11 protein-coding genes are annotated in these 24,350 nt (G+C 70.1%); 1 reads left to right on the top strand and 10 read right to left on the bottom strand.

Features of this window, described 5'->3' with window-relative positions:
• Nucleotides 1–38: 38 nt before the first annotated feature.
• Nucleotides 39–2,498, bottom strand: coding sequence for a penicillin-binding protein 1C (gene pbpC / locus ACW5DW_RS06115; protein ID WP_457017868.1), 2,460 nt, complete (start codon nucleotides 2,496–2,498; stop codon nucleotides 39–41).
• A gap of 205 nt (nucleotides 2,499–2,703) precedes the next feature.
• Nucleotides 2,704–7,629, bottom strand: a complete 4,926-nt coding sequence (locus ACW5DW_RS06110; protein ID WP_457017867.1) for an alpha-2-macroglobulin family protein — start codon at nucleotides 7,627–7,629, stop codon at nucleotides 2,704–2,706.
• A 186-nt stretch (nucleotides 7,630–7,815) separates the two neighbouring features.
• On the opposite strand from ACW5DW_RS06110, the gene ACW5DW_RS06105 reads away from it, so the two are divergent.
• Nucleotides 7,816–8,499 (top strand): HEAT repeat domain-containing protein, encoded by a 684-nt coding sequence (locus ACW5DW_RS06105; RefSeq protein ID WP_457017866.1) that lies wholly within the window; start codon nucleotides 7,816–7,818, stop codon nucleotides 8,497–8,499.
• Between the two features lie 61 nt (nucleotides 8,500–8,560).
• Here the strand turns inward: ACW5DW_RS06105 and gyrA are convergent, their stop codons facing one another.
• The 8 genes from gyrA to ACW5DW_RS06065 all read right to left on the bottom strand — a co-directional run bounded on the left by gyrA (nucleotide 8,561) and on the right by ACW5DW_RS06065 (nucleotide 24,349).
• Nucleotides 8,561–11,155 carry a DNA gyrase subunit A gene (gene gyrA / locus ACW5DW_RS06100; RefSeq protein ID WP_457017865.1) on the bottom strand — a complete coding sequence of 865 codons (2,595 nt, stop codon included), beginning with the start codon at nucleotides 11,153–11,155 and terminating at the stop codon, nucleotides 8,561–8,563.
• Nucleotides 11,156–11,536: 381 nt separating this feature from the next.
• A complete protein-coding gene (mtnA, locus tag ACW5DW_RS06095; RefSeq protein ID WP_457017864.1) occupies nucleotides 11,537–12,616 on the bottom strand; it encodes an S-methyl-5-thioribose-1-phosphate isomerase in 1,080 nt (359 codons plus the stop codon).
• Nucleotides 12,617–12,640: 24 nt separating this feature from the next.
• Nucleotides 12,641–13,612, bottom strand: coding sequence for an EF-P lysine aminoacylase EpmA (gene epmA / locus ACW5DW_RS06090; RefSeq protein ID WP_457017863.1), 972 nt, complete (start codon nucleotides 13,610–13,612; stop codon nucleotides 12,641–12,643).
• The gene (gene ligA, locus ACW5DW_RS06085) at nucleotides 13,609–16,116 is read right to left on the bottom strand and encodes an NAD-dependent DNA ligase LigA (RefSeq protein WP_457017862.1); all 2,508 of its coding nucleotides are present in this window, start codon (nucleotides 16,114–16,116) and stop codon (nucleotides 13,609–13,611) included. The genes epmA and ligA overlap by 4 nt, the downstream gene beginning before the upstream one ends.
• A 626-nt stretch (nucleotides 16,117–16,742) precedes the next feature.
• A complete protein-coding gene (gene zipA / locus ACW5DW_RS06080) occupies nucleotides 16,743–17,486 on the bottom strand; it encodes a cell division protein ZipA (protein WP_457017861.1) in 744 nt (247 codons plus the stop codon).
• A gap of 28 nt (nucleotides 17,487–17,514) precedes the next feature.
• Nucleotides 17,515–21,018 carry a chromosome segregation protein SMC gene (smc, locus tag ACW5DW_RS06075; RefSeq protein ID WP_457017860.1) on the bottom strand — a complete coding sequence of 1,168 codons (3,504 nt, stop codon included), beginning with the start codon at nucleotides 21,016–21,018 and terminating at the stop codon, nucleotides 17,515–17,517.
• Nucleotides 21,019–21,200: 182 nt separating this feature from the next.
• Nucleotides 21,201–22,574: an alpha,alpha-trehalose-phosphate synthase (UDP-forming) gene (gene otsA / locus ACW5DW_RS06070; RefSeq protein WP_457017859.1), complete on the bottom strand. Its 1,374-nt coding sequence runs from the start codon at nucleotides 22,572–22,574 to the stop codon at nucleotides 21,201–21,203.
• On the bottom strand, nucleotides 22,571–24,349 hold the full coding sequence (locus tag ACW5DW_RS06065) for a glycoside hydrolase family 15 protein (RefSeq protein ID WP_457017858.1): 1,779 nt from the start codon (nucleotides 24,347–24,349) through the stop codon (nucleotides 22,571–22,573). Before ACW5DW_RS06065 ends, otsA begins: the two co-directional genes overlap by 4 nt.
• Between the last annotated feature and the right edge of the window lies 1 nt (nucleotide 24,350).

Here is a 24,350-nt window from a genome sequence, read left to right as displayed (position 1 = left end):
GGCGGTGGTCATCACCGACATCGCTCACCGCGTCACCGCTATTCCAGTATCCGGAACTCCACCGAGGCCCAGGCGCCGGTGTCCGCCAGCGCGGTAAGCCGGTGCGTGCCTGCGTCATCGAAGCTGTGCTGGAATGCGTTGCCGCCGCGGGTGGTGGCGATCCAGCGACCATTGAGCAGCCACTGCACCGGGGCATCCGAGCCCAGCGCGCGCAGCGACACACGGATGCCGCGGCTGCTGCCGGGCGGTCGCGCGAGCGAAGCGCCGTTGGTCAGGCCTTCGATGCGCAGCTCGGCCATGTCGCGGCCGTCATCGACGCAGTCGGCAGACAGCGCAGGCGGCCGCGATGCACGACGAACGCCGGACGGCAGCCAGGGCGAAGCCAGTGCAGGCCAGCGCGCCACCGCCATCGCCTTGCGCGCATGCGGGCGCGCGCAGTCGGCCGACAGGCGCAGCCCCGTGTCCGCGTCGACGTCGAAGCGCTCCAGGCCCGCGCTCCACAGACGCGCATCGCGTTCGGCGAAGGTCGGGGGGATCGCGCCGTCGAGCACCCAGGCATCGAAGCGGCGCTGGCACAGCGCCTCGTCCTGCGCGTCGGCCGCAGTCCCCAGCGGCCAGCAGATCGCGCGTTGCTCCACGCTCGGCGGCATCGCAGGGGCGGCGCCTTCACCGCGCGCACGGGGCAGGCTGTCGACCACTTCGAACAGCAGCGGCAGCGCGGTGATCGCACCGTACTGGCCGGGCAGCGGGGTGCCGTCCGGGCGGCCGACCCAGACGCCGACGGTGTGGCGAGCGGTGCCGCCGATCGCCCAGGCGTCACGGAACCCGTAGCTGGTGCCGGTCTTCCACGACACGCGCGGACGCTGCGCGCCATCGAACATGCCCGCCTGCTCGCCCGGCCGCGGATTGGACTGCAGGATCTCGCGCACGATCCAGGCCGCGCCGGGCGACAGCAGGCGCCGCTTGATCACGTCGTCATCGGGTGTGTAGCGCACGCGGCCGGCGATGCCGTCGCGATGCAGCGCCGCATGCGCGCCGACCAGGTCCTCCAGCCGCGCGCCGGTGCCGCCGAGGATCAGCGACAGGTTCGGCGTTGCGCCGCGCGGGAACCGCAACGAGATGCCGGCATTGTCCAGGCGCGCGGCGAAGCGCGCCGGCCCGACGCGGTCGAGCAGGTCCACTGCCGGCACATTCAGTGAAAGCCGCAGCGCACTCGCCGCACCGACCGGACCGTTGAATGCCGCGTCGAAGTTGCCGGGTCGATAGCCGCCGAACGACTGCGGCGCATCGACCAGCAGGCTTTCCGAATGGATCAGTCCGTCGTCGAGCGCCATGCCGTACAGGAACGGCTTGAGCGTGGAGCCGGGCGAGCGCCAGGCGCGCACCATGTCGACATGGCCCAGCCGCGTGCGATCAAGCATGTCCAGCGAACCGACGTAGGCGCGCGCCTCCATGGTCGCGTTGTCGACCACCAGCAGGGCCGCGGAGGTGCGTTCGGGCAGGTCGGAAAAGTACGCGCCGACGCGCTCTTCGAGGGTGCGCTGCAGGTCCGCGTCGAGCGTGGAAACGATGCGCGCCTGCTGCGGATGCGCCGTGCGCAGGCGCTGGGCCAGCAGCGCCGCGGACATCGGCGCGCGCAGGCTGCGCGCGACCACCGTCTCCATCCGCGCATCGTCGACATCGTCGCGCGACCACACGCCAAGCCGCGCCAACCGTTCGAGCACCTTGTCGCGTGCCTGCTGCGCCGCTTCGGGATGGCGGTCCGGGCGCAGTCGGCTCGGCGCCTGCGGCAACACCGCCAGCAGCGCGGCCTCGGCATGCGACAGGCGCGCCGACGGCTTCCCGAGATAGGCCCAGCTGGCCGCCTCAACGCCTTCGATGGTGCCGCCGAACGGGGCGCGTTCCAGGTACAGCGAGAGGATCTGGTCCTTGTCCAGATGCGCCTCGAGCTGCAGTGCACGCAGCATCTGCACCAGCTTGCCGTACAGCGTGCGGGTGGACAGCCCGTGGTCGCGGTCGAGGATGCGCGCCACCTGCATGCTCAGCGTTGAGCCGCCGGACACGATGCGCCCGCCCGATCCCCACTGCGCCGCCGCGCGCAGCAGCGCAAACGGGTTCACGCCCGGATGCCAGCGGAACCAGCGATCCTCGTAGTTCAGCAGCGCCTGCACGTACAGCGGCGACACGGTCGCCGGCGTGGCCGGATATCGCCACACGCCTTCGGCGTCGGCGAAGGCACGCAGCGGAGTGCCATCGGCCGCAACCACCAGCGTGCTGGTATCGCGCACGCGCGGGAGCTTCGGCGGGAATGCCAGGTCCAGCACCAGCAGCGAAAGCAGCAGCGCGGCGGTGCCCCAGCGCAGCCAGGGCAGGACGCGGCGCCAGCGCCCGTGGGGGTGGCGTTCCTGGTGCGGCGAACTGGATCGCTGCGTCCGCACGTCACGGCCCCGGGAATCCGGCGTGCTTGGGCGACGGACACTTGAGCCCCCGCCTGTCATTTCGACCAAAGGGAGAAATCTGCTTTCTTCGCGTCAGACACTGGATTTCTCCCTGCGGTCGAAATGACAGGCTTCAGACTGCAGTCGAAAGACAGGCTTCCAGCAAGTCGTAGCTGCGGCTCGGGATATCGCACCCGGCGACGGCAGTGATGCCGCCCCGGCCGCATCCCCCGCACGCGGCCACCCGGTCGCGCCTACGCCACGATCACGGCTGTACCACCGTGATCGTTGCGGGCACCGCGCGGCCCACGCCGCGGATGTCGGGGCGGTACATGTCCTCGACCAGCGGCGGCGGCACCGTATAGATGCCCGGCGTGACTGCGCGCACCAGGTAGAACACGCGGGCGCTGTCGCCGCGGCGCAGATCCAGCGCGGCCACGTAGCGGTCGTCGCGGAACTCTTCGTGGCGTACGGTCGCAGCACTGTCGCGGTCGCTGATCTCGATGCCGTTGACCACCACGTCCGCCCACTGCTTCGCATCGCCCAGGTTGAAGTTCTCGATCTCCAGGCCTGCGGGCAGCAGGTCGGTCACCAGCGCGTCGCGCATCGCCACGTCGGAGGTCAGCGTCAGCGCCACGATCAACGCTTCGCCCTCCTTGAGCGGCGCCGGCGTCCATGGCTTGCCATCGGTGGTGAACAACGTGCGCGCGATCCGCACCCGGCTCTCGTCCACCTCGGGCGCGGTCACCGGCACGCCGGCGACATCGATGCTCACGAACAGCGGCGGTTCGCCCACCGGATCGAAGCGCACGCCCTTGTCCAGGGTTGAAGCGTCGTAGCTGCGCCCGACGATGCGCGCGGCCGCCACCGGCTGGCTTACGCCGCCCTCGGTGAGCGTGCCCGATACCTGCTTGCCCTGTGACGACGAGAGCGCCCGGCCCAGCCGCGCCAGCGCGATCTGCTCCTGCGTGCTCAGATACAGCCGGCCGCCGGAGCGGCGCGCGTCGAGTTCGCGGCCGATGTCGACCGCCTTCGCATCCCACGCAGGCCGGACCATGTCGCGCTCGTGGGTGAGCGCGATCATCAGCGACCGGTCGCGCAGCTCACTGCCGTAATCCCACAGGTAGCGCGGACGCTCGCCGGGCTTGTCGAACGCCTGCACGATCGCCTTCTCGCCGCGTGCCTTGTCGCCCTGCAGCGACAGCGCCAGGCCCAGGTGCGCCAGCGACAGCGCGGTCAGCGACTTGTTGCGATCGTTGTCGTACATCGCGCGCAGCGTGCCCAGCGGCGCGCGGTTGACCCGCGCCAGCACGTAGCCCGCGTGCGCCTGGTAGGCGAAGCGCAGGTGGTCGCGGTGGTCCTGGCCGTAGAACTGCTCGCCGCCCGAGAGCAGGTCTTCGCCGAGGCGCTCGAGCGCCTTCTGCAGCACCTGTTCGGGCACGTTGAAGCCGGCCTCGCGCGCGTCGAGCAGGAACTCGACGATGTACGGGGTCAACGCCGGATTGACGTAGCCGTCGCTGCCCCACATCGAGAAGTGCCCCGAGCGGACCTGCATCGAGGCCAGCCGCCCGAACGCGCCCTCCACGTACTGCCGACGTTTCGCCGCGTCCACGTCGGGGATGCCGAGCATCTTCGCCGTGGCCTCGTCCAGCTGCAGCGCCGCGTAGCCCTTGCTGGTGGTCTGCTCGGCGCAGCCGTAGGGATAGTCGAGCGCGCCACGGATGGCGCTGGCGAACGGGATCGGCGGCAGCGCGCTGACCGTGAACTGTGCCAGTACCGAGCCGGCCATCAGCCCCTGCGCCAGTGAGCCATCGAGCGTCACCGGCGCGGGCGACTGCAGTACCTGGGTGCGCGATCGCAGCACCGCCGGCCACGCAGGCCGCACCGGCAGATCGTAACGACGATCGACCTTTGCGCCATTGCCGTCCACGCGCACGCGCACCTTGGCCACTTCGTAACCGGTCCGCGCCGCCAGCGGGAAGCTGAGCGTGGTCTTGCCGTCCACCGCCAGCTCCGCGCTGCGCGTGCCCTCGCCCACGTCGAGCGGGCCGATGCCATCCACGCGCACCTCGAAGCGACCGGCCTTGCCGGTGAAGTTGGTCAGGTCCAGGGTCACCGTGGCGCGGTCGCCCGGCGCCAGTACGCGCGGCATGCTGGCCTCGGCCACGATCGGCGCGCGCGCAACGGTCTCCACGTCGCGGCTGCCGTAGGCGTCGGCCGAGTACACCAGGGTCGACACGCGCAGGGTGCCGTTGAAGTCCGGCACCTGCAGGGTGATGCGCGCGTTGCCGCTGGCGTCGAGCATCACCGGACCCGCGAACAGGTCCACCGTCTGCACCCGCGCAGTCGGCCGGCGCGCCTGCGGCATCGCCGCCAGCGCCATGTCGCCGCCGAAGCGCATCCGCGCGGTGCCGCCCTCGAAGCTCTCGATCACCCGCCCGTACACATCCCAGGCATCCACGCCGAGGCGGCGCTGGGCGAAGAAGTGCGCACGCGCATCCGGCACCGGGTAGCGGGTGATGTTGAGGATGCCGACGTCGACCGCCGACACCGTCGCATACGCCTCCTTGCCGGCCAGCTGCGGCGCGCTCAGCACCACCTGCACCGGTCCTTCGGGGAGGATCCGTTCGGGCACCTTCAGCCCGACCGCAACACGCCGCTCGCGACGGTCCATCGGCACGTGCGCCACGCCCACGGCACGTGCCGGCGTGATTTTGCTGGCCGCGCTGCCGCCACGGAACACCAATGCGGTGACGTAGACGTCGTGGCGCTCCCAGTCTTCGGTGACGGGGATCTCGAAGCTGCTACCCGCCTTCGCATCGATCTCCTGCACGTACAGCATGCGGTCGCTCTCGACCATCAGCAGGCCCTTGCCCGGATGCGGCGGCGTCACCGTCACCTTCATCCGGTCGCCGGCGCGGTAAGCCGTCTTGTCGAACGCCAGCTTGACCTTGTCCGGGCGCGCGTCGAGGCCGCGGTTGTCGTTGCCCCAGCTCCAGCCGGCGCGGAACGGATAGCGGGTGACCAGCTTGGTTTCCGGATCGAGCACGTCGATGCGGTACTCGCCCCACTCCACCGGGAAGTCCACGCGCGTCGCAGTCGCAGCTGCATCGACGCTGCGCGTCTCCACGTTCTCGAAGCGGCTGGTGTGCTCGTAGCCCCAACCGCCATCTTCGTCGTGGCGCCAGTGGTAGTCGCGATGCTCGCGCACCAGGGTGACCTGCAGGCCCTTGGCCGGGCGCGGCTTGCCATCACTGCCCACGCGCAACAGTTCGAAGCCGGGGCTGCTGTTGGCGTCGGCGCCTTCGGCATCGTCGAACAGCGGACGCACGCCGACCAGCGCCTGCGCCGGCCACAGCACGCGACGCAGCGTGCGGTTCACGCTGCGCCCGCCGGTCTCGTACAGGCTGCCCGACACCACCGCCGCGATCGGCGTGGTCGGCTTGGCTTCCTCGGGCAGCGCGATGTCCTGCTGCAGCCGGCCCTGCGCGTCGAGGGTGGCGTCGACGATGTCTTTCGCTTCCTTCGACATCTGCACGGTGGGATCGCCGAAGAACCAGCCGGGCATGCCTTCGAGCGGATGCTGCTCGACCATGACCGCCAGCCTGGCGGTGAAGCGGTTGCCCGCGGCCGGCGCGCCGTAGAGATACGCACCTGTGGCCTGCAGCTTCAGCGGCTGGCCGGGCCGGAGGATGGCCTCGGCGGCGTCCAGCTCGAGCTTCATGCGCTCGGGCAGGAACTCCTCGATGCGCAGGGTCATGCCCTGCACCGCCTCGCGGCTGGACGGGTCGGTGCGGAACTCGACCTGCCAGCGGCCGGTGGGCGCGTCGGTGGGCACTTCCTTCTCGAAGCTGTAGTAGCCCAGCGCGCCGGGCTGCAGCCGGGTCTCGAAGAACGGCTTGCCGTTGGGCTGCTTGAGCCGGACGAACAGCGTCTGCGCCTTGCCGTCCTTGGCCGCCACGGGGCGGCCGTCGTTGTCGCGCAGCAGCGCCGAGACGCGCACGGTTTCACCCGGGCGATACAGGTCGCGGCCGGACCAGGCGAACACGTCGAACCAGCTTGCCTCGCGCCCGGACACCGCGAATTCCGACAGGTCCAGCGCCGGCTGGTTGAACGGCAGCATCGCCACGTCGTTGCCGCGGCTGGCGACCAGCACGTGGCTGGCATCGATGGTGTAGTCGGCCAGGGCGTTGCCGTTAGCGTCGGTGCTGGCGCGGTAGATCGTCTCGCCGCGCGCATCGAGCACGCGCAGCTCGGCGCTGCCGACCGCCGCGCCGTCACGCAGCGAGGCGGTGTGCACGAACAGCTTGTCCTTGTAGGCGCGCGCATGCAGGCCGATGTCGCTGACGGTGAAGTACGCGGTCTCGAACTCGTCCTGGAACGACCCGGCGCGCTTCATCACCGCGAAATACAGGCCCGGCTGCTGCAGTTCGGCGATGTCCTGCAGCGGCAGGTAGGTCAGCACGCGCTCGTTGCGCTCGCCGCCCAGCACGAAGCGGTTGACGTACACCGGCTCGGCCAGCTGCGACATCGGGGTCCGGTCGTTCCAGCGATTGTCGAGCTCCCAGCTGCCGCGGCGTCCGCCGCGCTGGAATTCGGCGAAGAACTTCGGCAGCGAGCCTTCGCGCACGCGCAGGAACTCGACGTCGACCTCGGTCACGTTGACCGACACCACCGGCAGGCCGCGCGACTCCTTCGCCGGCAGCACGCTGCCCTGCGAGGCGAAGCCAACCACCGGATCGAGTTCGCCGGTGTAGACCTTTTCCTCCAGCGCCGCCGGAAGCCGGCTGCCGTCGGCAGCGGTCAGCTCGCCGGAAATGCGCAGCGTGTAATGCTGGTCGGCCTTGACGTGCGGGTAGCGCAGCACGGTGCCGGCATCGTCGAGCGTCCAGCTGCTGGGCTCGGCGACCGGTTCGGCGAAGGTGACCAGCTTGTCGAAGTCCTGCGTGCCGACCAGCGGCTGCGAGAACTCCAGCGCGATCGACAGGCCTTCGCCGGTCTGGTCGGGCCAGGCGCGCACCAGCGCAAAGCCCTCGACCTGCTCGCGCTCGGCCTGGATCGCCTCGCCGCTGACGCCCGGCAACTGCCCGGATTCGTTGCGCTGGCAGCCTGCCAGCGCCAGGAGCAGCAGCCCGAGCAGCAACAGGCCGCGACCGGCCCTGCCCACTACACGCCTTTCGACACGCGCCATCCGCCCCATACCGCCTCCTCCGTTTGTCCGTTCAGTATAGTCAGCGTCGCTTCACGCGACGCGCTGCCATGCAGCTCGGGAGTGCGCTTGTTCCCATGTCCGCCCCGCTCAATGGCTTACGCCCGCAGCACCGCTGCGCTCCCGCGCGTGACGACGCCCCCATGCGACCTGCTGCACAATCGGCCCATGTCTCCTGACCGGCCCGCTCCACGTGGCCCTGCATGGCGCGGCTGCGCAGCGGGGCTGGCGATCGCCGCCAGCCTGGCCGTGGCGGCCTGCGATGAGCGCCCGCGCGAGACCAGCGCCGACCCCGCCCCGCAGCAGGCCCAATCTCCCGTGGCCAGCGACGCGTCTCCCTTCCGGACCGCCTACGACACCCTGGCCGCGCTGCCGCCCGATGCCGAACTCAACGGCCTGCGCGCCACGGCTGCGCTGTCGCGGCTGCAGGGCCAGGTTCGACCGGGAGACCTCGCACTGGCCAAGCCTCTCGCCGGGCTGGCGCGGCATTCGCGCTCCGCGATCCGGGCGACCGCGGTTGCGCTGATCGGCGAGCTGGCGGCGGCCGACGGTGGCGCCACCCTGCCGCAAGCGGCGCGCGACGCGCTGGTGGATGCGATGGGCGATGACGAGGAGCATGTGCGCCTGGAGGCGACCCGCGCCGCCGCGCCACTGCGCGACGATGCGATTCGCGACGCCATGCTCGAACGCCTGTCCGACGCTTCATCTACGGTGCGCTTCCATGCCCTGCAGGGTTTGCATGCCTCCGGCCATCTGCAGCCCGGGAGCAACGCGCGCAGCCGCGCACTGGCGCTGCGCGAGGATCCCGATCGGCTCGTGCGCGAACTGGCGCGAAAGACCCTGGCCGACTGAACCGCCGCGACCCTGCCCCGACCCGTTCCCGGAGGAACGGGCGTGCGCTCGCCTGGATCGATCAGGCCTCGGGGTGGGCTTCCCCGCCGTCCACGGCGATTGCCGCCGGGACCGTCTCGTCCGATTGCTCCAGCGAGGCATCGACGCGCTCGATCGCCTGCAGGGTCTCGCCCTCGCCCAGGCGGATGAGGGTCACGCCCTGTGTGTTGCGGCCGACCTGCGAGATCTCGGAGGCGCGCGTGCGCACCAGGGTGCCGCCATCGGAGATCAGCAGCACCTCGTGCTGGTCCGACAGCTGGATCGCGCCGACCAGCTTGCCGTTGCGCGCCGTGGTCTGCAGCGCGATCACGCCCTGGGTGCCGCGCCCCTTCTTCGGATACTCGCCCAGCGGCGTGCGCTTGCCGTAGCCGCGTTCGCTGGCGGTGAGGATGTCGCCGTCGCCCTCGACCACCACCAGGCTGCACACCGACTCGCCCTGGGCCAGGCGGATACCGCGCACGCCGGTGGCGGTGCGGCCCATGCCGCGCACGGCAGCTTCGTCAAAACGCACCGCCTTGCCGTTGCTGGCGAACAGCATGATGTCGCGGTTGCCGTCGGTCAGCGCGGCGTTCACCAGCGCATCGCCGTCGTCGAGGTTGATCGCGATCTTGCCGCGCGCCAGGCGGTAGGCGAACTCGGTGAGCGGAGTCTTCTTGACCGTGCCGTTGCGGGTGGCGAAGAACACGAAGCGGTCGCCGTCGTATTCGCGCACCGGCACCACCGCCTGCACCTTCTCGCCTTCCTCCAGCGCGATCCAGTTGATGATCGGGCGACCGCGTGCGTTCGGCCCGGCATCGGGCAGCTGATACACCGGCAGCCAGAACACACGGCCCGCGCTGGTGAAGGTGAGCAGCGTGTCGTGCGTGTTCACCAGCCACAGCTGGTCGATGAAATCCTCGTCCTTGATCGTCGCGGCGTTGCGGCCACGGCCGCCGCGCTTCTGCGCGCGGTAGGCGGTCACCGGCTGGCGCTTGGCATAGCCCGAATGCGAGAGCGTGACCACGACATCTTCCGGCGCGATCAGGTCGAGGATGTCGAGATCCTCCTCGCTGGCGCGGATCTCGCTGCGGCGCGCGTCGTTGAACTCTTCCTTGACGTTGCGCAACTCGGTGCGGATCACCTCCAGCAGCACTTCCGGATCCTCCAGTATCTCGATCAGGCCGCGGATGGTGCCGAGCAGCAGCTTGTATTCCTCGGTCAGCTTCTCCTGCTCCAGCCCGGTCAGGCGATGCAGGCGCATCTCCAGGATCTGCTGCGCCTGGGTCTCGGTGAGCTGGTAGCCGTCGGCCAGCAGGCCCACGCCCTTGGGCAGGTCTTCTGGACGCGAGGCCTCGGCACCGGCGGCGCCCAGCAGCGCGCCGACCAGGCCCGGCTGCCACACGCGGGCGAGCATGCGTTCGCGCGCGACCTGCGGGTTGTCCGATGTCTTGATCAGCTCGATCATCTCGTCGATGTTGGCGAGCGCGACCGTCAGGCCTTCGAGGATATGGGCGCGGCTGCGCGCCTTGCGCAGCTCGAAGATCGTCCTGCGCGTGACCACCTCGCGGCGGTGGCGGACGAAGGCCTCGAGGATCTGCCTGAGGTTCAGCAGCTGCGGGCGCCCTGCGACGATCGCCACCATGTTGATGCCGAACACCGACTCCATCTGGGTCTGCTGGTAGAGGTTGTTGAGCACGACCTCGGCAGAATCGCCGCGCTTGATCTCGATGTAGATGCGCATGCCGTCCTTGTCGGACTCGTCGCGCAGCTCGCTGATGCCCTCGAGCTTCTTCTCCTTCACCAGCTCGGCGATCTTCTCGATCAGCCGCGCCTTGTTCACCTGGTAGGGGATCTCGGTGACGATGATCGACTCGCGGCCGTTGTCGGCCACTTCCACGTCCGCCTTGGCGCGGATGCGCACGCGGCCACGGCCGGTGCGATAGGCCAGATGGATGCCGCCGACGCCGTTGATGATGCCGGCGGTGGGGAAATCGGGGCCGGGGATGTATTCCATCAACCCGTCGATGTCGATCTCGGGGTTGTCGATCATCGCGATCAGTGCGTCGACCACTTCGCCCAGGTTGTGCGGCGGGATGTTGGTGGCCATGCCAACCGCAATACCGGCCGAGCCGTTGACCAGCAGGTTGGGGAAGCGCGTCGGCATCACCGACGGTTCCAGTTCCTTCTCGTCGTAGTTGGGGGTGAAATCGACGGTTTCCTTGTCGATGTCGGCCATCAGTTCGTGGGTCAGGCGCGACATGCGCGCCTCGGTGTAACGCATCGCCGCGGCGGAGTCGCCGTCGACCGAACCGAAGTTGCCCTGGCCATCGACCAGCAGGTAGCGCAGCGAGAACGGCTGGGCCATGCGCACCAGCGTGTCGTACACCGACTGGTCGCCGTGCGGATGGTACTTGCCGATGACGTCACCGACGATACGCGCCGACTTGTAGTAGGGCTTGTTGCTGTGCGCGCCAAGTTCGTTCATGGCGTGCAGCACGCGCCGGTGCACCGGCTTCAGGCCATCGCGGACGTCCGGCAGCGCGCGCCCCACGATCACGCTCATCGCGTAATCCAGGTAGCTGCGCCGCATTTCGTCTTCGAGGTTGACCGGAATGATTTCCTGCGCGAGATCGGTCATCGGGTTGCTTGCGTCCTGTGGTGCCGGGGTTCCCCGTGGCTGCAGAAGCAGCGGCCCGGAAACGTGGCGGCGGAGCCGTTTGGCTCCGCCGGAATCAGTGCCGGAATGCTACCACGATGGGCACTTTTTTTCCAGCAGATAGGCCGGAGAAACAATCACTTGCGTGAGTCTCGGGGGTCGATTTCGGGTGCAGTAGGCAGGCTGCCGCAGGCGTCGCGGTGAGACGCTGCTGATCTGGCGGCCGATCATGTCCGGCGCAGGGCAATACAAACGCTCAGCCGGTCCGTTTTCCATGGGGCACGAGACACTCCGCGACGGCCGCCCTCACCCGCCTTGGCGGCCTCGCGATGCACCGTGGTGCCGCGACCCTGCCGCCAGTACTCAGGCGCCGAACAGTGCCCGCATCGAGGCCGTATCGGGATGCGCGACGATGCCCCTCTCGGTCACGATCGCATCGATCAGCGCCGCAGGCGTCACGTCGAACACCGGGTTCCAGGCTGGCACGCCCTCGGCCACCGTGCGGGTGCCGCCGATGCCGTAGAGCTCGGCCGGGTCGCGCTCCTCGATCTCGATCAAATCGCCCGAGGCGGTGTCCATGTCCACCGTCGAGGACGGCGCGACCACCATGAACTTCGCGCCGTGGTGGCGCGCGGAGATCGCCAGCTGGTAGGTGCCGATCTTGTTGGCGGTGTCGCCATTGGCGCAGATGCGGTCGGCGCCGACGATCACCCACTGCACCGCACCGGTCTTCATCAGGTGCGCGGCGGCCGAGTCGGCGATCAGCGTCGCCGGGATGCCGTCCTGCATCAGCTCCCATGCGGTCAGGCGTGCGCCCTGCTGCCACGGCCGGGTCTCGCCGGCGAAAACCTTGCCGATCCTCCCCTCCGCCACGCCGGCGCGGATCACGCCCAGCGCGGTGCCGAAGCCGGCGGTCGCCAGCGACCCGGTGTTGCAGTGGGTCAGCACACCGCTGCCCGTCGCGATCAGCGAGGCGCCCAGCGTACCCATGGCGTGGTTGGCCGCGAGATCCTCGGTCTCGATCGCGCGGGCTTCGGCTTCCAGCGCATCGCGCCAGTCCATGCCCTCGCCCGCCTGCGCGCGCACCAGTGCCGCGCGCATGCGCGCCAGCGCCCAGGCCAGGTTGACCGCGGTGGGTCGTGCGGCGTTGAGGTGCTGCATCGCGGGCTCCAGCACGTGCGCGGCCCCGGTGGCATCGACGGCATCGGCGGCGTCGACAGCGCGCGCAGCCAGCACCACGCCCCAGGCCGCGGAAATTCCGATCGCCGGCGCGCCGCGCACCGCCAGCGAGTGGATCGCCGCGGCAACATCATCGCTGCTGCCGCACACCAGGTATTCCACCTCGAACGGCAGGCGGCGCTGGTCGAGCAGTTCCAGTGTCTCCCCGGTCCAGCGGATCGGCCGGATGCGGTCGTAGCGGGCGTAATCGATGGCGTCGGTCATCGGCGGATTGTAGCTGGCGCGTGATCAAGCCCGGCCGAAATCGAAGGCCAGCACATCTGCGATGCGCGGCGTGCCCAGCATCGCCATCAACAGGCGGTCGATACCCAGCGCCACGCCCGCACAGGCAGGCAGGCCCGAGTGCATCGCCTCGATCAGGGCTTCGTCGATCGGCGGCGCGCCGGTGCCGCGTCCGTGGCGGACCGCCACGTCGCGTACGAAGCGCTCGCGCTGCTCGCTGCCGTCCAGCAGCTCGTGATAGCCGTTGGCCAGCTCCAGCGATCCCAGGTACAGCTCGAAACGCTCGGCCACGTCGACATCGTCGCGCGCCACCACCTTCGCAAGCGCGCACTGCGCGGCCGGGTAGTCGTGCAGCACCAGCAGCTGGTTGGGCGGGAACCCCGGCTGGATGCGGTGGGTCATCAGCAGGTCGAGCCAGTCGTCGCGGCCCAGCCCGTCCGGGTCGATGTCGATGCCGCCCGAGGCCGCGCGCAGTTCCTCGATGTTGGCCGTCATCGGGTCGATGCCGAGCGTGTCGCGGTACAGCGCGCGAAAGCTGGTGCTGGCGACCGAAGCCTCGCGCCCGACCAAGGCCAGCGCCGCCTGCACAAGCTCCACCGTTTCGTCCGCGAGCCGCATGTGGTCCCAACCGACCCGGTACCACTCGAGCATCGTGAACTCGGGGTTGTGGCGGCCACCCGCCTCTCCGTCGCGGAACACGCGGCCCAGCTCATAGCAGTCGCCGATGCCGGCCGCGAGCAGGCGCTTCATCGGGAACTCGGCGGACGTGCGCAGCCAACGCGTGCGCGGCGCGCCATCGGTACGCCCGGAAAACTCGAGACAGAACGAGGCGATGTTCGGATCGGTGTTGCCGGCGCGCGAGAGGATCGGTGTTTCCACCTCGAGCACGCCGCGGCGCGCGAAGAACTCGCGGACCAGGGCGTTGACGCGCGCGCGCAGCAGCAAAGAACTGCGCGAGGCAGAGGGCGACCAGTTCATGCGCGGTGCTGCGACAGGAACCCGAGCAGTTCCGCTTCATCCCAGACCTCGATGCCCAGCTCCTGTGCCTTGGCCAGTTTGGAGCCAGCCGCCTCGCCGGCCACGACCAGATGGGTCTTTTTCGAGACGCTACCGGCGACCTTGGCGCCCAGCGCCTCGAGCCTGGCGCCGGCTTCGTCGCGGCTCATCGCGGACAGGCTTCCGGTCAACACCACGGTCTTGCCGTCGAGCGGACCGGCGGACTGCTCGATCCGGACCGGCGCAGCCTCAAGCAGTCGCCGCATCGACGCGTCTGCTGCGCGCAGCGCCGCCAGCGCGGCATCGTCAGCCAGGTATGCGGCGAGATTCTCCGCACCTGCCGTCGACAGGCCGGCACCGGTCCAGCCGCTGGCGTTGGCGCGCAGCAGCGCATCGAGCGTGCCGTAGGTTTCGGCCAGCCGCGTCGCGCTCTTGCCACCGAGCTTGTCGACCGCCAGCGCCCCGAGCAGATGGGCAAGATCGAGCCGCTCGCGCAGCGACGCCGACGGCGGTGCCTCGTCGCTGAAGCTGATCCCTGCCGCGAGCAGCGCATCGACCGCCTCGACATTGCCGGGCTGTTCGAAAAACGTGGCGATCGACCGCGCCACTTCGCCGCCGATGTCGGGCAGCGCCTGCAGCAGCACCGCCGGCGTGTTGCGCACGAAATCCAGCGATCCCAGCCACTGCGCCAACGACTTGGCCGTCGTTTCGCCCAGGTGCGGGATGCCGAGCGCGAACAGGAAGCGCGGCAGCGTGGTCGCCTTGCTGGCCGCGATGCCGGCAACCAGGTTCTCGGCCCAGCGCGTGGCGAGCTTGCCCGACGTGTCGACCGCCAGATGCGCACGCAGGAAGGCCGCGTGCTTCCACTCGCGCGCCTCGTCGGCGAGCACGGCAAGACCCTCGGCGTCGAGGGTCAGCGCGCCGCGACTGTCGGCGACCGTCTGGACCAGGTCGGCGGCGGTGGCGGCATCGAGCGCGGCCTTCATCCGCACCAGGTCCTCGACGGTCAGCGCGTAGATCTCGGCCGGCGAATGCACGAAACCGAATTCGACCAGCGCCTCGGCCTGGCGATCGCCGAGCCCTTCGATATCCATTGCACGGCGCGAGGCGAAGTGGCGCACGGCTTCCTTGCGCTGCGCCGGGCAGGACAGCCCGCCGCTGCAGCGCCATGCGGCTGCGCCCTCTTCGCGGACCAGCTCCGATCCGCAGACCGGGCAGTCGGGCGGCATCGTCCATGGCACTGCACCGGCGGGGCGGTGTTCCTCGATCACGCGCACGATTTCCGGGATCACGTCGCCGGCGCGGCGCACGATGACGGTATCGCCCTCGCGCACGTCCAGCCGCGCGATCTGGTCTGCGTTGTGCAGGGTGGCGTTGGTGACGGTGACGCCTGCCACCTGCACCGGCTCGAGCCGCGCGACCGGCGTGATCGCGCCGGTGCGGCCGACCTGGACCTCGATCGCGCGCAGCACGGTGGACTGTTCCTGCGCCGGATACTTGTGCGCCAGCGCCCAGCGCGGCGCGCGCGAGACGAAACCCATCTCGCGCTGCTGGTCGTAGTCATCGAGCTTGTAGACCACGCCGTCGATGTCGTAGGCCAGCGTGTCGCGCAGCTCGCCGATCCGGCGGAAGTACGCGATCAGGCCGTCGAATCCCGTCGCGGTGTCCACTTCGGCCGCCACCGGGAAACCGAACTGGCGCAACGCCGCCAAGGTCTGCGAATGGGTCTCCGGCAGTTCCAGCCCACGCACTTCGCCCACGCCATAGGCGAAGAACGCCAGCGGGCGACGCCGCGTGACCGCCGGATCGAGCTGGCGCAGCGACCCCGCCGCACCGTTGCGCGGATTGGCCAGCAGCTTCTCGTTGCGCTCCAGCGCCTGCGCGTTCCAGGCCTCGAAGGCCTTGCGCGGCATGTAGATCTCGCCGCGCACTTCCAGCACAGCCGGCGACGGCGCCTTGCCCGGCCGCAGCCGCAGCGGCACGGCGCGCACCTGGCGCAGGTTCGCGGTGACGTTCTCGCCGGTCGCCCCGTCGCCGCGCGTGGCGCCCTGCACGAACACGCCGTCCTCGTAGCGCAAGCTGATCGCAAGCCCGTCCAGCTTGGGTTCGACCGAAAACACCGGCGCACTGATGCCCAGGCGCTGCTCGATGCGACGCTCGAAATCGGCGACCTCGGCATAGCGCGTGCGGTCGTCGGCGTCATCGGCAACGCCGGCGGACTCGAAGGCGTTGGCCAGCGAGAGCATCGGGATTGCGTGCGCGACCTCGGGGAAGCCGCCGTCCGGGCGCGTGCCGACGGTGCGGGTCGGCGAGTCGGCGGCGGCGAGTTCGGGATGCGCCAGTTCGAGCGCTTCGAGTTCGCGCATCAGCGCGTCGTATTCGGCGTCCGGGATCGACGGATCGTCGAGCACGTAATAGCGATGGTTGGCGTCTTCGATGCGGGCGCGCAGCTCGGCGGCACGGGCGATGGCGGCGGGATCGGGCATGTGGGAATTGTAGGACGCTGCGTCCGGTTTGGCTGGCGATAAGGCGGTATTGGAAGCTTCTCCGCTGACCGCACAGCGAACTGACGGGTTTGCCGGCGAGGCGACCTGACGGGTGTGCGGCGGCGATGCGACCTGATGGGCCTCGCCGCAACCGGCAGGCTTCCTCCGCGAATGTCCCCCGGCGTCCGCCTGGCGGCGGACGCCTCCTCCTTGATTTCGCTGCGGAAGCCTGCCGGCCGCGACGAGGCTCGGCTTGCGGATGCTTTGTCGGGCGTGGGTGCCTGCAACGCGGTACCGCCACGTCCCTGCGGGTCTGCGTTGGGTGCGGGCCACCACACATGTCTGCTGCAAGGACTGGCTACGGCACCCGCCGGTTCCGCGCCCGATTCGCCCACCACCGTCTATCAGATGGCGACCCCAAGATCAGGCGACCGCCTGGCGACTCCGAAGGCGAGCCCCGCCGCGACCGGTGGGCCTTCGCAGCAAAATCAAGGAGGAGGGAATCCGCCGGCAGGCGGATTCCGGGGGACATTTGCGGAGAAGGCCCGCCGGTTGCGGCGGGGCCCTTACGCCGCGCTGCAAGCCGACGAAGGCCAATGCAAGTGTGGCAGGCGCCCGACAGCGGCCTACCAGCGCGGGCTGCGCGTCACCGGCGGTGCCTCGTGTTCGCGGTCCCAGGCGCGCAGCTCATCGCGCAGGCCGGCGATGCGCTGGCGGCCCAGCGCGTTGCGCGACTCGTCCAGCAGCACGCCGTCGAGCAGTTCGGCCATGCGCTGCGCGGCCGGCAGCATCGCGTCCCAGGCATCGAGTGCGCTCACCGGTGCCGGCAGGGTCAGGAAGAAGGCGATCGCCGGGGTTTCCAGCGACTGGATCCCCGACATCTCGAAACTGCCCGGCTTGCGGATGTTGGCCACGCTGAAGATCGGGCCGCGCTCCGGGTGGCTCTCCACCAGCCGGTGGAACACGTTCATGTGGCCATAGGTGAGGCCGGCCTTTTCCGCGGCGACCACGATGTCCGGACCGCGCAGCACCTGCTCGGTGCGCGCGGCGACATAGAGGGTCACGATCTTGTCGAAGTCCTCGCTGACGCGCTTGCCCAGCTCGCTGTTGGGCGAGGCTGCGCCGACGCTGTCGTCGAGCAGCTCCATCTCCGTCTGCACCACGTCCTCGCCGGCGCCATCGGTGGCGGCGAGCTCGCGCTCGATCTGCGCGCCCAGCGTGGGCTCCATCCGTGCGCCGTCGGCGTCACGCTCCCCGCGCGGCAGGCGGCGACCCTGCCCCTGGCCCTTGCGCGGGCGGGTGCCGAAGTACCAGATCGCGACCAGCAGGATCAGGCCTGCGACCAGGATGCCAATACGCAGTTCGGTCATGCATGTCCTCCGGGACTCGTGCGGGGCCTCACGCGGCGCCAACCAGGCGTGCGGCCTCGGCCAGGTCGACCGACACCAGCCGGCTGACGCCGGGCTCGCGCATGGTAACGCCGCTGAGCTGCTGCGCGGCTTCCATGGTGGCCTTGTTGTGGGTCACGAACAGGAACTGCACCTGCTCGCTCATTTCCGAAACCAGGGCGGTGAAGCGCCCGACGTTGGCCTCGTCCAGCGGTGCGTCGACCTCGTCGAGCAGGCAGAACGGCGCCGGGTTGAGCTGGAAGATCGCGAACACCAGCGCCACTGCCGTCATCGCCTTCTCGCCGCCCGACAGCAGCGAGATGTTGCTCACGCGCTTGCCCGGCGGGCGCGCCATGATCGCCACGCCGGTATCGAGCAGGTCCTCGCCGGTGAGTTCGAGATAGGCATGGCCACCGCCGAACAGGCGCGGATAAATCTCCTGCACGCCGGAGTTGACGCGGTCGAAGGTGTCCTTGAAGCGACCGCGGGTCTCGCGGTCGATCTTGCGGATCGCCTCTTCCAGCGTGTCCAGCGCGGTGGTCAGGTCGGCGTCCTGCGCGTCGAGGTAGTCCTTGCGCTGCGCGGCCTCGGCGTGTTCCTGGATCGCGGCGAGGTTGACCGGCTCGAGCCGGCGCAGCTTGCCGTCGAAGTCGGTGACCATCTTTTCCCAGGCGGGCGCGGTCGCCTCCTCCGGCAGGCCGGCGATGGTCTCGTCCATCACGAAACCGGCCTCGGACACGGCGGCGGCCAACTGCCCGGCCCGGATGTCCAGCGCCTGCTGGTCGAGGCGACGCTGGGCAATCGCCTCGCGCTGGGCCAGCGCCTGTTGCTCGCGCTCGTGGCGGGTACGCTCGAAGCTGCGCAGGTCGTTGTCGACGCCCTCCAGCGCCGAGCGTGCGGCGCCCAGGTCCCTGTCCGCGACCACGCGCTGCTCCAGTGCCCCCTGCCGCTGCGCTTCCAGCTCGACCACTGGGGCATCGCCCTGCGACAGCTGCGCGGCCAGTTCGCCCAGGCGCGCGTCGAGCTGGCCGCGCTGGCCACCCATGCGTTGCAGCGCCTGGGTCAGGGCCAGCACCTGGGCGCGCTGCGACTCCAGGGTGAGCGCCAGCGCGTGCGCGCTGTCGCGGGTCTCGCGGGCGGCGGCACGGGCGGCGTCGCGCGCTTCGCCCAGGCTGCGGCGCTCGGCCTCCAGGGCGTTGCGCGCGCCTTCGAGTTCGGCCATCAGGCCGACTGCATCCTCGAGCCTTGAGCGCGCCTCGCGCGTCTGCTGCGCGTTGCCGTCGCTGGTTTCGACCAGTTGCTCGAGCTCGGCCTCGATCTTGTCGATGCGCGCACGTGCGTTGTCGACCCGGCCCTGCTGGCCCTGCAGCTGGCCGGCGAGCTCGGATGCGCTGCGGTGCGCCGCGTACAGCTGGCGCTGCGCATCCTCGCGCTGCTGCTCGGCCTGCAGCAGGCGCTCGCGCCCGGCAGCCAGCGCGGCTTCCAGCTCGTGTTCGCGCGCCTGCAGTTGTTCGATCGTCGCGCGCAACTGCTTGATCTCGCGCTCGCGCAGCAGCGCGCCCTGCTTGGCCGCGCCGGAGCGCACCACGCGCACCCAGCCGCTGCCCAGCCGCTCGCCGCCGCGGGTGATCACCGAGTCGCCCGGGTCCAGCCGCGCCTGCAGTGCGACGCCCTCGGCCAGCGTCTCGGCCACGTGCAGGCGGCCGAGCATGCGCCGGATCGCGAGCGGGCCCTGCACCTTCGCGGCCAGGGAAGTCGGGGCGAAATCGGCATCGCCGGGCTGCGATGCGACCAGCGCCAGGCGCCCGTCGCCCAGGTCCGACAGCGCTTCCACCAGCGCCTCCGGCGCCTCGACCAGCACGCCCTCGATCAGTTGCCCGAGCGCGCCCTCGACCGCGTTCTCCCAGCCCGGTTCGACGCTGAGCTGCTCGCCCACGCGCGTGGCCGAATCCAGCCCGTGGCGACGCAGCCATTCCACCGCCGCGCCCTGCTCCTGGCCGAGTGCGGCGTGCTGCAGCGTCTCCAGCGAGGACAGGCGACCACGCGCTTCCTGCGCCTGCTTGCGCAGGCCCGACAGCTCGTCCTGGCTGGCGCGCTGCTGGTCCTGCAGGTCCAGCGCGGCCTGCTTGCGGGCCTCGAGCCCTTCGTTGAGGCCGTCGAGCGCCGCCTTCTGTTCCTCGTGGCGCAGGGCGATGGTTTCGAAAGCTTCCGACAGTGCGCCCAGGTCAAGCGCGCCGCGCTCGGCGAGCAGCTGGCTGCGGCGGCGGTCGGCTTCCAGCGCCTGCCGGTCCAGATAGTCCACGCGGGTGCGCTCGACATCGCCGCTGCGCGAGGCCTCGCTCTGTTCGCGGTTGTGCGCGTCCCAGCGCTGCTGCCAGTCGGCCAGCGCGTCCTCGGCGGTGCGCAGCGCCTCCTGGCGGACCTCGTCACCTTCGCGCAGGGCCTCCAGCTGCGGTTCGGCGTCGGCGATTGCCGACTGCAGCACCTCCAGGCGCGACTCGTCGCCGCCGATGTGGACGCCGATCTCTTCCAGCGCCAGGCGGGTTTCCTCGCGCGCCTTGTGCAGGCGCTGGGCCATTTCGTGCTGGTGCGCGATCTGCTGTTCGACCCGCGCCAGGGTGCCGCCAACCTCGTAGTTCGCGGCCTGGGCGCGGCTGAGCGCGGTGCTGGCCTCGTCGCGGCGGACGCGGCCGGTTTCCAGTTCGCGCTCGGCCTCGCGCTGCTCGGCGATCAGCTGCTGCAGGCGCGTTTCCTCCTGCGACAGTCCCTCGCGCAGGGCCTGCAGCTCGGCATCCAGGGCACGGAACTCGAGCGCCTTCCACTGCGCATCGCGGATCTTGCGTTCGGCCTGGATCGCGGTGTACTGCTCGGCCTGCTTCGCCTGCCGCGCCAGGTGCTGCAACTGCTTGCCCACCTCCTCGCGCAGGTCGCTGAGGCGGTCGAGATTCTCGCGCGTGTGGCGGATGCGGGTTTCGGTTTCCTTGCGCCGCTCCTTGTACTTGGAGATGCCGGCCGCCTCCTCGAGGTAGACGCGCAGCTCTTCGGGCTTGGCGTCGATCACCTGCGAGATCATGCCCTGCTCGATGATCGAGTAACTGCGCGGCCCAAGCCCCGTGCCCAGGAACAGGTCGGTGATGTCGCGGCGGCGGCAGCGGGCGCCGTTGAGGTAGTAGCTGCTCTGGCCATCGCGGCTGACCGTGCGCTTGACCGAGATCTCGTTGAACGCGGCGTATTCCCCGCCAATCGCGTGGTCGGAGTTGTCGAACACCAGCTCGACCATCGCCTGCGAGACGGGCTTGCGCGAGGTGGACCCGGCGAAGATCACGTCGGTCAGCGAGTCGCCGCGCAGGCGGCTGGCCGAGCTTTCGCCCATCACCCAGCGCACCGCGTCGATGATGTTGGACTTGCCGCAGCCGTTCGGGCCCACCACCCCCGTCATGTTGGTCGGCAGGTGCAGCGTGGTGGGATCGACGAAGGATTTGAAACCGGCGAGCTTGATCGTGGACAGGCGCATGCGGCGTTCGGTGGCCCCGGCCGCCCCCGCTGGGCGCGGCCCTGTGAGTCTTGCAAGAGATTAGGAATGACGCTCAAGTCATTGAATGGACTGGAGTCAAGCCGACCCCGCGTCACATTCCGACCGGTGAGTATAACGACCGGCACCGCCCCCCGTCGCGGCTCGCGGACCGGCCCCGCCGCTCAGGCCGCGGCTTCGGCCAGGCGCTCGAGGAAGCCCCGGCACCAGGCGTGGATGTCGTAGCCGGTAATCGGTCGCATCATCGATTCCCAGCGCTCGCGGCGCTCGGCCAGCGGCATCGCGGCGGCCCTGGCGATGGCATCGGCCACGCCGTCCAGGTCGTAGGGGTTCACCAGCAGGGCGGCGTCGAGTTCGGCCGCGGCACCGGCCAGCATCGACAGCACCAGCACGCCCGGGTCGTCCGGGTCCTGGGCGGCGACGTACTCCTTGGCGACCAGGTTCATGCCGTCGCGCAGCGGCGTCACCAGACCCATCGAGGCCAGGCGGTAGAAGCCGGTCAGGGTGGCGTGCGGGAAGTTGCGGTTGACGTAGCGCAGCGGGGTCCAGTCGGGCGCGGCATGGGTGCCGTTGATGTGGCCGGAAATGCCCTCGAGCTGGTCGCGCAGGTGCTGGTACTCGGCGACTTCGCCGCGCGAGACCGGTGCGATCTGCAGGAAGGTCAGCTGGCCGCGTTGGGCCGGATGGCGCTCGATGAAGCGGCCGAACGCACGGAATCGTTCGGGCAGGCCCTTGGAGTAGTCGAGCCGGTCGACGCCGATGGCGAGCTTGCGGCCGCTCAGGCTGTCGCGCAGCGCGCGCACCGCGGCCTTGTTGACCGCGGAAGCGGACTGCTGGGCGATGCGCCTGGCGTCGATGCCGATCGGGAACGCGCCGACCGCCACCCTGCCGCCGCCGGGCAGCGTCACCGCGCCGTCGGCCTCGATCGTGGCGCCGCCGAAGATGCGCGCATAGGTGCGGAAACGGTCGGCATCGCGTGCGGTCTGGAACCCGACCAGGTCGTACGCGTAGAACGTGCCGAACAGGCGCCCGTGTTCGGGCAGCGCCGAGACCAGATCGGCCGAGGGCATCGGCACGTGCAGGAAGAAGCCGATCCGGCAGCGCACCCCGCGCTCGCGCAGCATCGCCGCCAGCGGGATCAGGTGGTAGTCGTGGATCCACAGCACGTCGTCGTCTTTCAGCTGCGGGGCCAGTTTGTCCGCGAACAGGAGGTTGACGCGGCGGTAGCCGGCGCGGGTTTCGCGGGCGTAGTCGACCAGGTCCAGGCGCGAGTGCAGCAGCGGCCACAGGGTGCGGTTGGCGAAGCCGTTGTAGTAGGCGTCGTGGTCGGCGCGGTTGAGGTCCATGGTGACGTAGCGCACGTCGCCGGCCACCTGCTCGTGCAGGCGCCCGCTGTCCTCGCGCACCACCTTTCCGCTCCAGCCGAACCAGAGCCCGCCGTGCGTGCCCAGCGCCGCTTCCAGCCCGACCGCGAGGCCGCCGGCGCGGTTCTCGCCCGGCAGGGCCACCCGGTTGGACACCACGACCAGACGACTCATGAGGCCTCCTGCCAGCTCCGTGACAGCCGCATCGCGGCGATGATCAGGCCCACGTGCGAGTAGGTCTGCGGGAAGTTGCCCCAGGCCTGGCCGTCATCGATGGCCAGGTCTTCCGACAGCAGCCCGAGGTGGTTGCGCCGCGCCAGCAGCCGCTCGAACATCGCACGCGCCTCGTCGGCGCGCCCGGTCGCGGCCAGCGCGTCGATGTACCAGAAGGTGCAGATGGTGAAGCTGGTTTCGGGTTCGCCGAAATCGTCCGGCGCGACATAGCGGAACAGCACGTCGCCGCGGCGCAGGTCGCGGCCGATGGCATCGACCGTGGCGACGTAGCGCGGGTCCTCCGGCGCCAGGAACCCGATGTCGGCCAGCAGCAGCAGGGATGCGTCGAGGTAGTCGCTGTCGAACGAGGCGCTGAAGTGGTTGGCCGCGGGCCGCCACGCGCGCTCGATCACCGTGGCGTGGATGGCGTCCGCGCGCTGCCGCCAATAGGCCGCGCGCTCGGCCAGTCCCAGCTGGCCGGCAATCTTGCCAAGGCGGTCGCAGGCGGCCCAGCACATCGCGGCCGTGTAGGTATGCACCTCGGCGCGGCCGCGGAACTCCCACAGGCCGGCGTCCGGGTGGTCGTGCAGCGCCCAGGCACGCTCGCCCAGCGGTTCGAGCCGTTCGAATGCCGAGGCGTCGCCCGGATGCGACAGGCGCTGGTCGAAGAACAGCTGGGTCGAGGCCAGCACCACGCTGCCGTAGACGTCGTGCTGCTTCTGCACCCAGGCCAGGTTGCCGCGCCGCACCGGCCCCATGCCGCGATAGCCGGCCAGGCTCTCGACCTCGGCCTCTTCGAGTTCTTCTGTGAAGTCGATGCCGTACAGCGGCTGCAGGGTGCCGTCGTGGGTGGCGATGTTGTAGATGTAGCGCAGGAACTCTTCCATGCTGCGCGTCGCGCCCAGCCGGTTGAGCGCGCGTACCACGAAGGCCGCGTCGCGCAGCCAGCAGTAGCGGTAGTCCCAGTTGCGCGTGCTGCCGGGGGCTTCCGGGATGGACGTGGTCATCGCTGCGATGATCGCGCCGCTGTCCTCGTACTGGCACAGCTTGAGCGTGATCGCGCTGCGGATCACCGCCTGCTGCCAGTCCAGCGGGATCGACAGGTAGCGCACCCATTCGCGCCAGTAAGATTCGGTGCGGCCGATGGCCTCTTCCACGTAGCCGGAGATCGAACGCTGCAGCGGCTCGTCCGGACCGAACACCAGGTGCATGGTCTGGTTGAGCACGAAGACGGTCTGCTCGCGCACGAACCGGATTGGCACGTCCGTGGTCATCCGCAGGGTGAAGCCCGGCAGCAGCCAGCGCATGTGGTTGCTGCCCCAGGTCGACTCGGGCACGCGCGCGCCCCAGTCGGCAAGCGGCCGCACCCGCACCCGCACCCGCGGACTCCCGGCCAGCGGCGTGATCCTGCGGATGATCGAGACCGGCCGGTAGATGCGGCCGCTCTGCTTCCAGCGCGGGGCGAAGTCCAGCACCTCCACCGCGCCGCCGTGGCGGTCGTAAAGCACGGTGCGCAGCACCGCGGTATTGGTGATGTAGTGCTGTTCGTTGCGCTCGTAATCCTCCAGCTCGACCGCAAGGTCGCCGCCCTCGTGGTCGCGTGGCGACAGCAGCGCGCAGAATGCGGGGTCGCCATCGAATGCCGGCAGGCAGCTCCACACCACGCGGGCTTCGCGGTCGACCAGGGCGCCGAAGCTGCCGTTGCCAATCACGCCCAGGTCCAGCGTCTGCTGCATC

The sequence above is a fragment of the Luteimonas sp. A482 genome, from assembly GCF_054072655.1.
Note: the sequence above shows the minus strand (reverse complement) of the source record. Positions and strands in the feature narration are given on the sequence as shown.

Bases quoted from the DNA above. Each gene is read 5' to 3' on its own strand.
- pbpC (WP_457017868.1), bottom strand. From the start codon at position 2,498: ATGACAGGCGGGGGCTCAAGTGTCCGTCGCCCAAGCACGCCGGATTCC.
- ACW5DW_RS06110 (WP_457017867.1), bottom strand. From the start codon at position 7,629: ATGGCGCGTGTCGAAAGGCGTGTAGTGGGCAGGGCCGGTCGCGGCCTG.
- ACW5DW_RS06105 (WP_457017866.1), top strand. From the start codon at position 7,816: ATGTCTCCTGACCGGCCCGCTCCACGTGGCCCTGCATGGCGCGGCTGC.
- gyrA (WP_457017865.1), bottom strand. From the start codon at position 11,155: ATGACCGATCTCGCGCAGGAAATCATTCCGGTCAACCTCGAAGACGAA.
- mtnA (WP_457017864.1), bottom strand. From the start codon at position 12,616: ATGACCGACGCCATCGATTACGCCCGCTACGACCGCATCCGGCCGATC.
- epmA (WP_457017863.1), bottom strand. From the start codon at position 13,612: ATGAACTGGTCGCCCTCTGCCTCGCGCAGTTCTTTGCTGCTGCGCGCG.
- ligA (WP_457017862.1), bottom strand. From the start codon at position 16,116: ATGCCCGATCCCGCCGCCATCGCCCGTGCCGCCGAGCTGCGCGCCCGC.
- zipA (WP_457017861.1), bottom strand. From the start codon at position 17,486: ATGACCGAACTGCGTATTGGCATCCTGGTCGCAGGCCTGATCCTGCTG.
- smc (WP_457017860.1), bottom strand. From the start codon at position 21,018: ATGCGCCTGTCCACGATCAAGCTCGCCGGTTTCAAATCCTTCGTCGAT.
- otsA (WP_457017859.1), bottom strand. From the start codon at position 22,574: ATGAGTCGTCTGGTCGTGGTGTCCAACCGGGTGGCCCTGCCGGGCGAG.
- ACW5DW_RS06065 (WP_457017858.1), bottom strand. From the start codon at position 24,349: ATGCAGCAGACGCTGGACCTGGGCGTGATTGGCAACGGCAGCTTCGGC.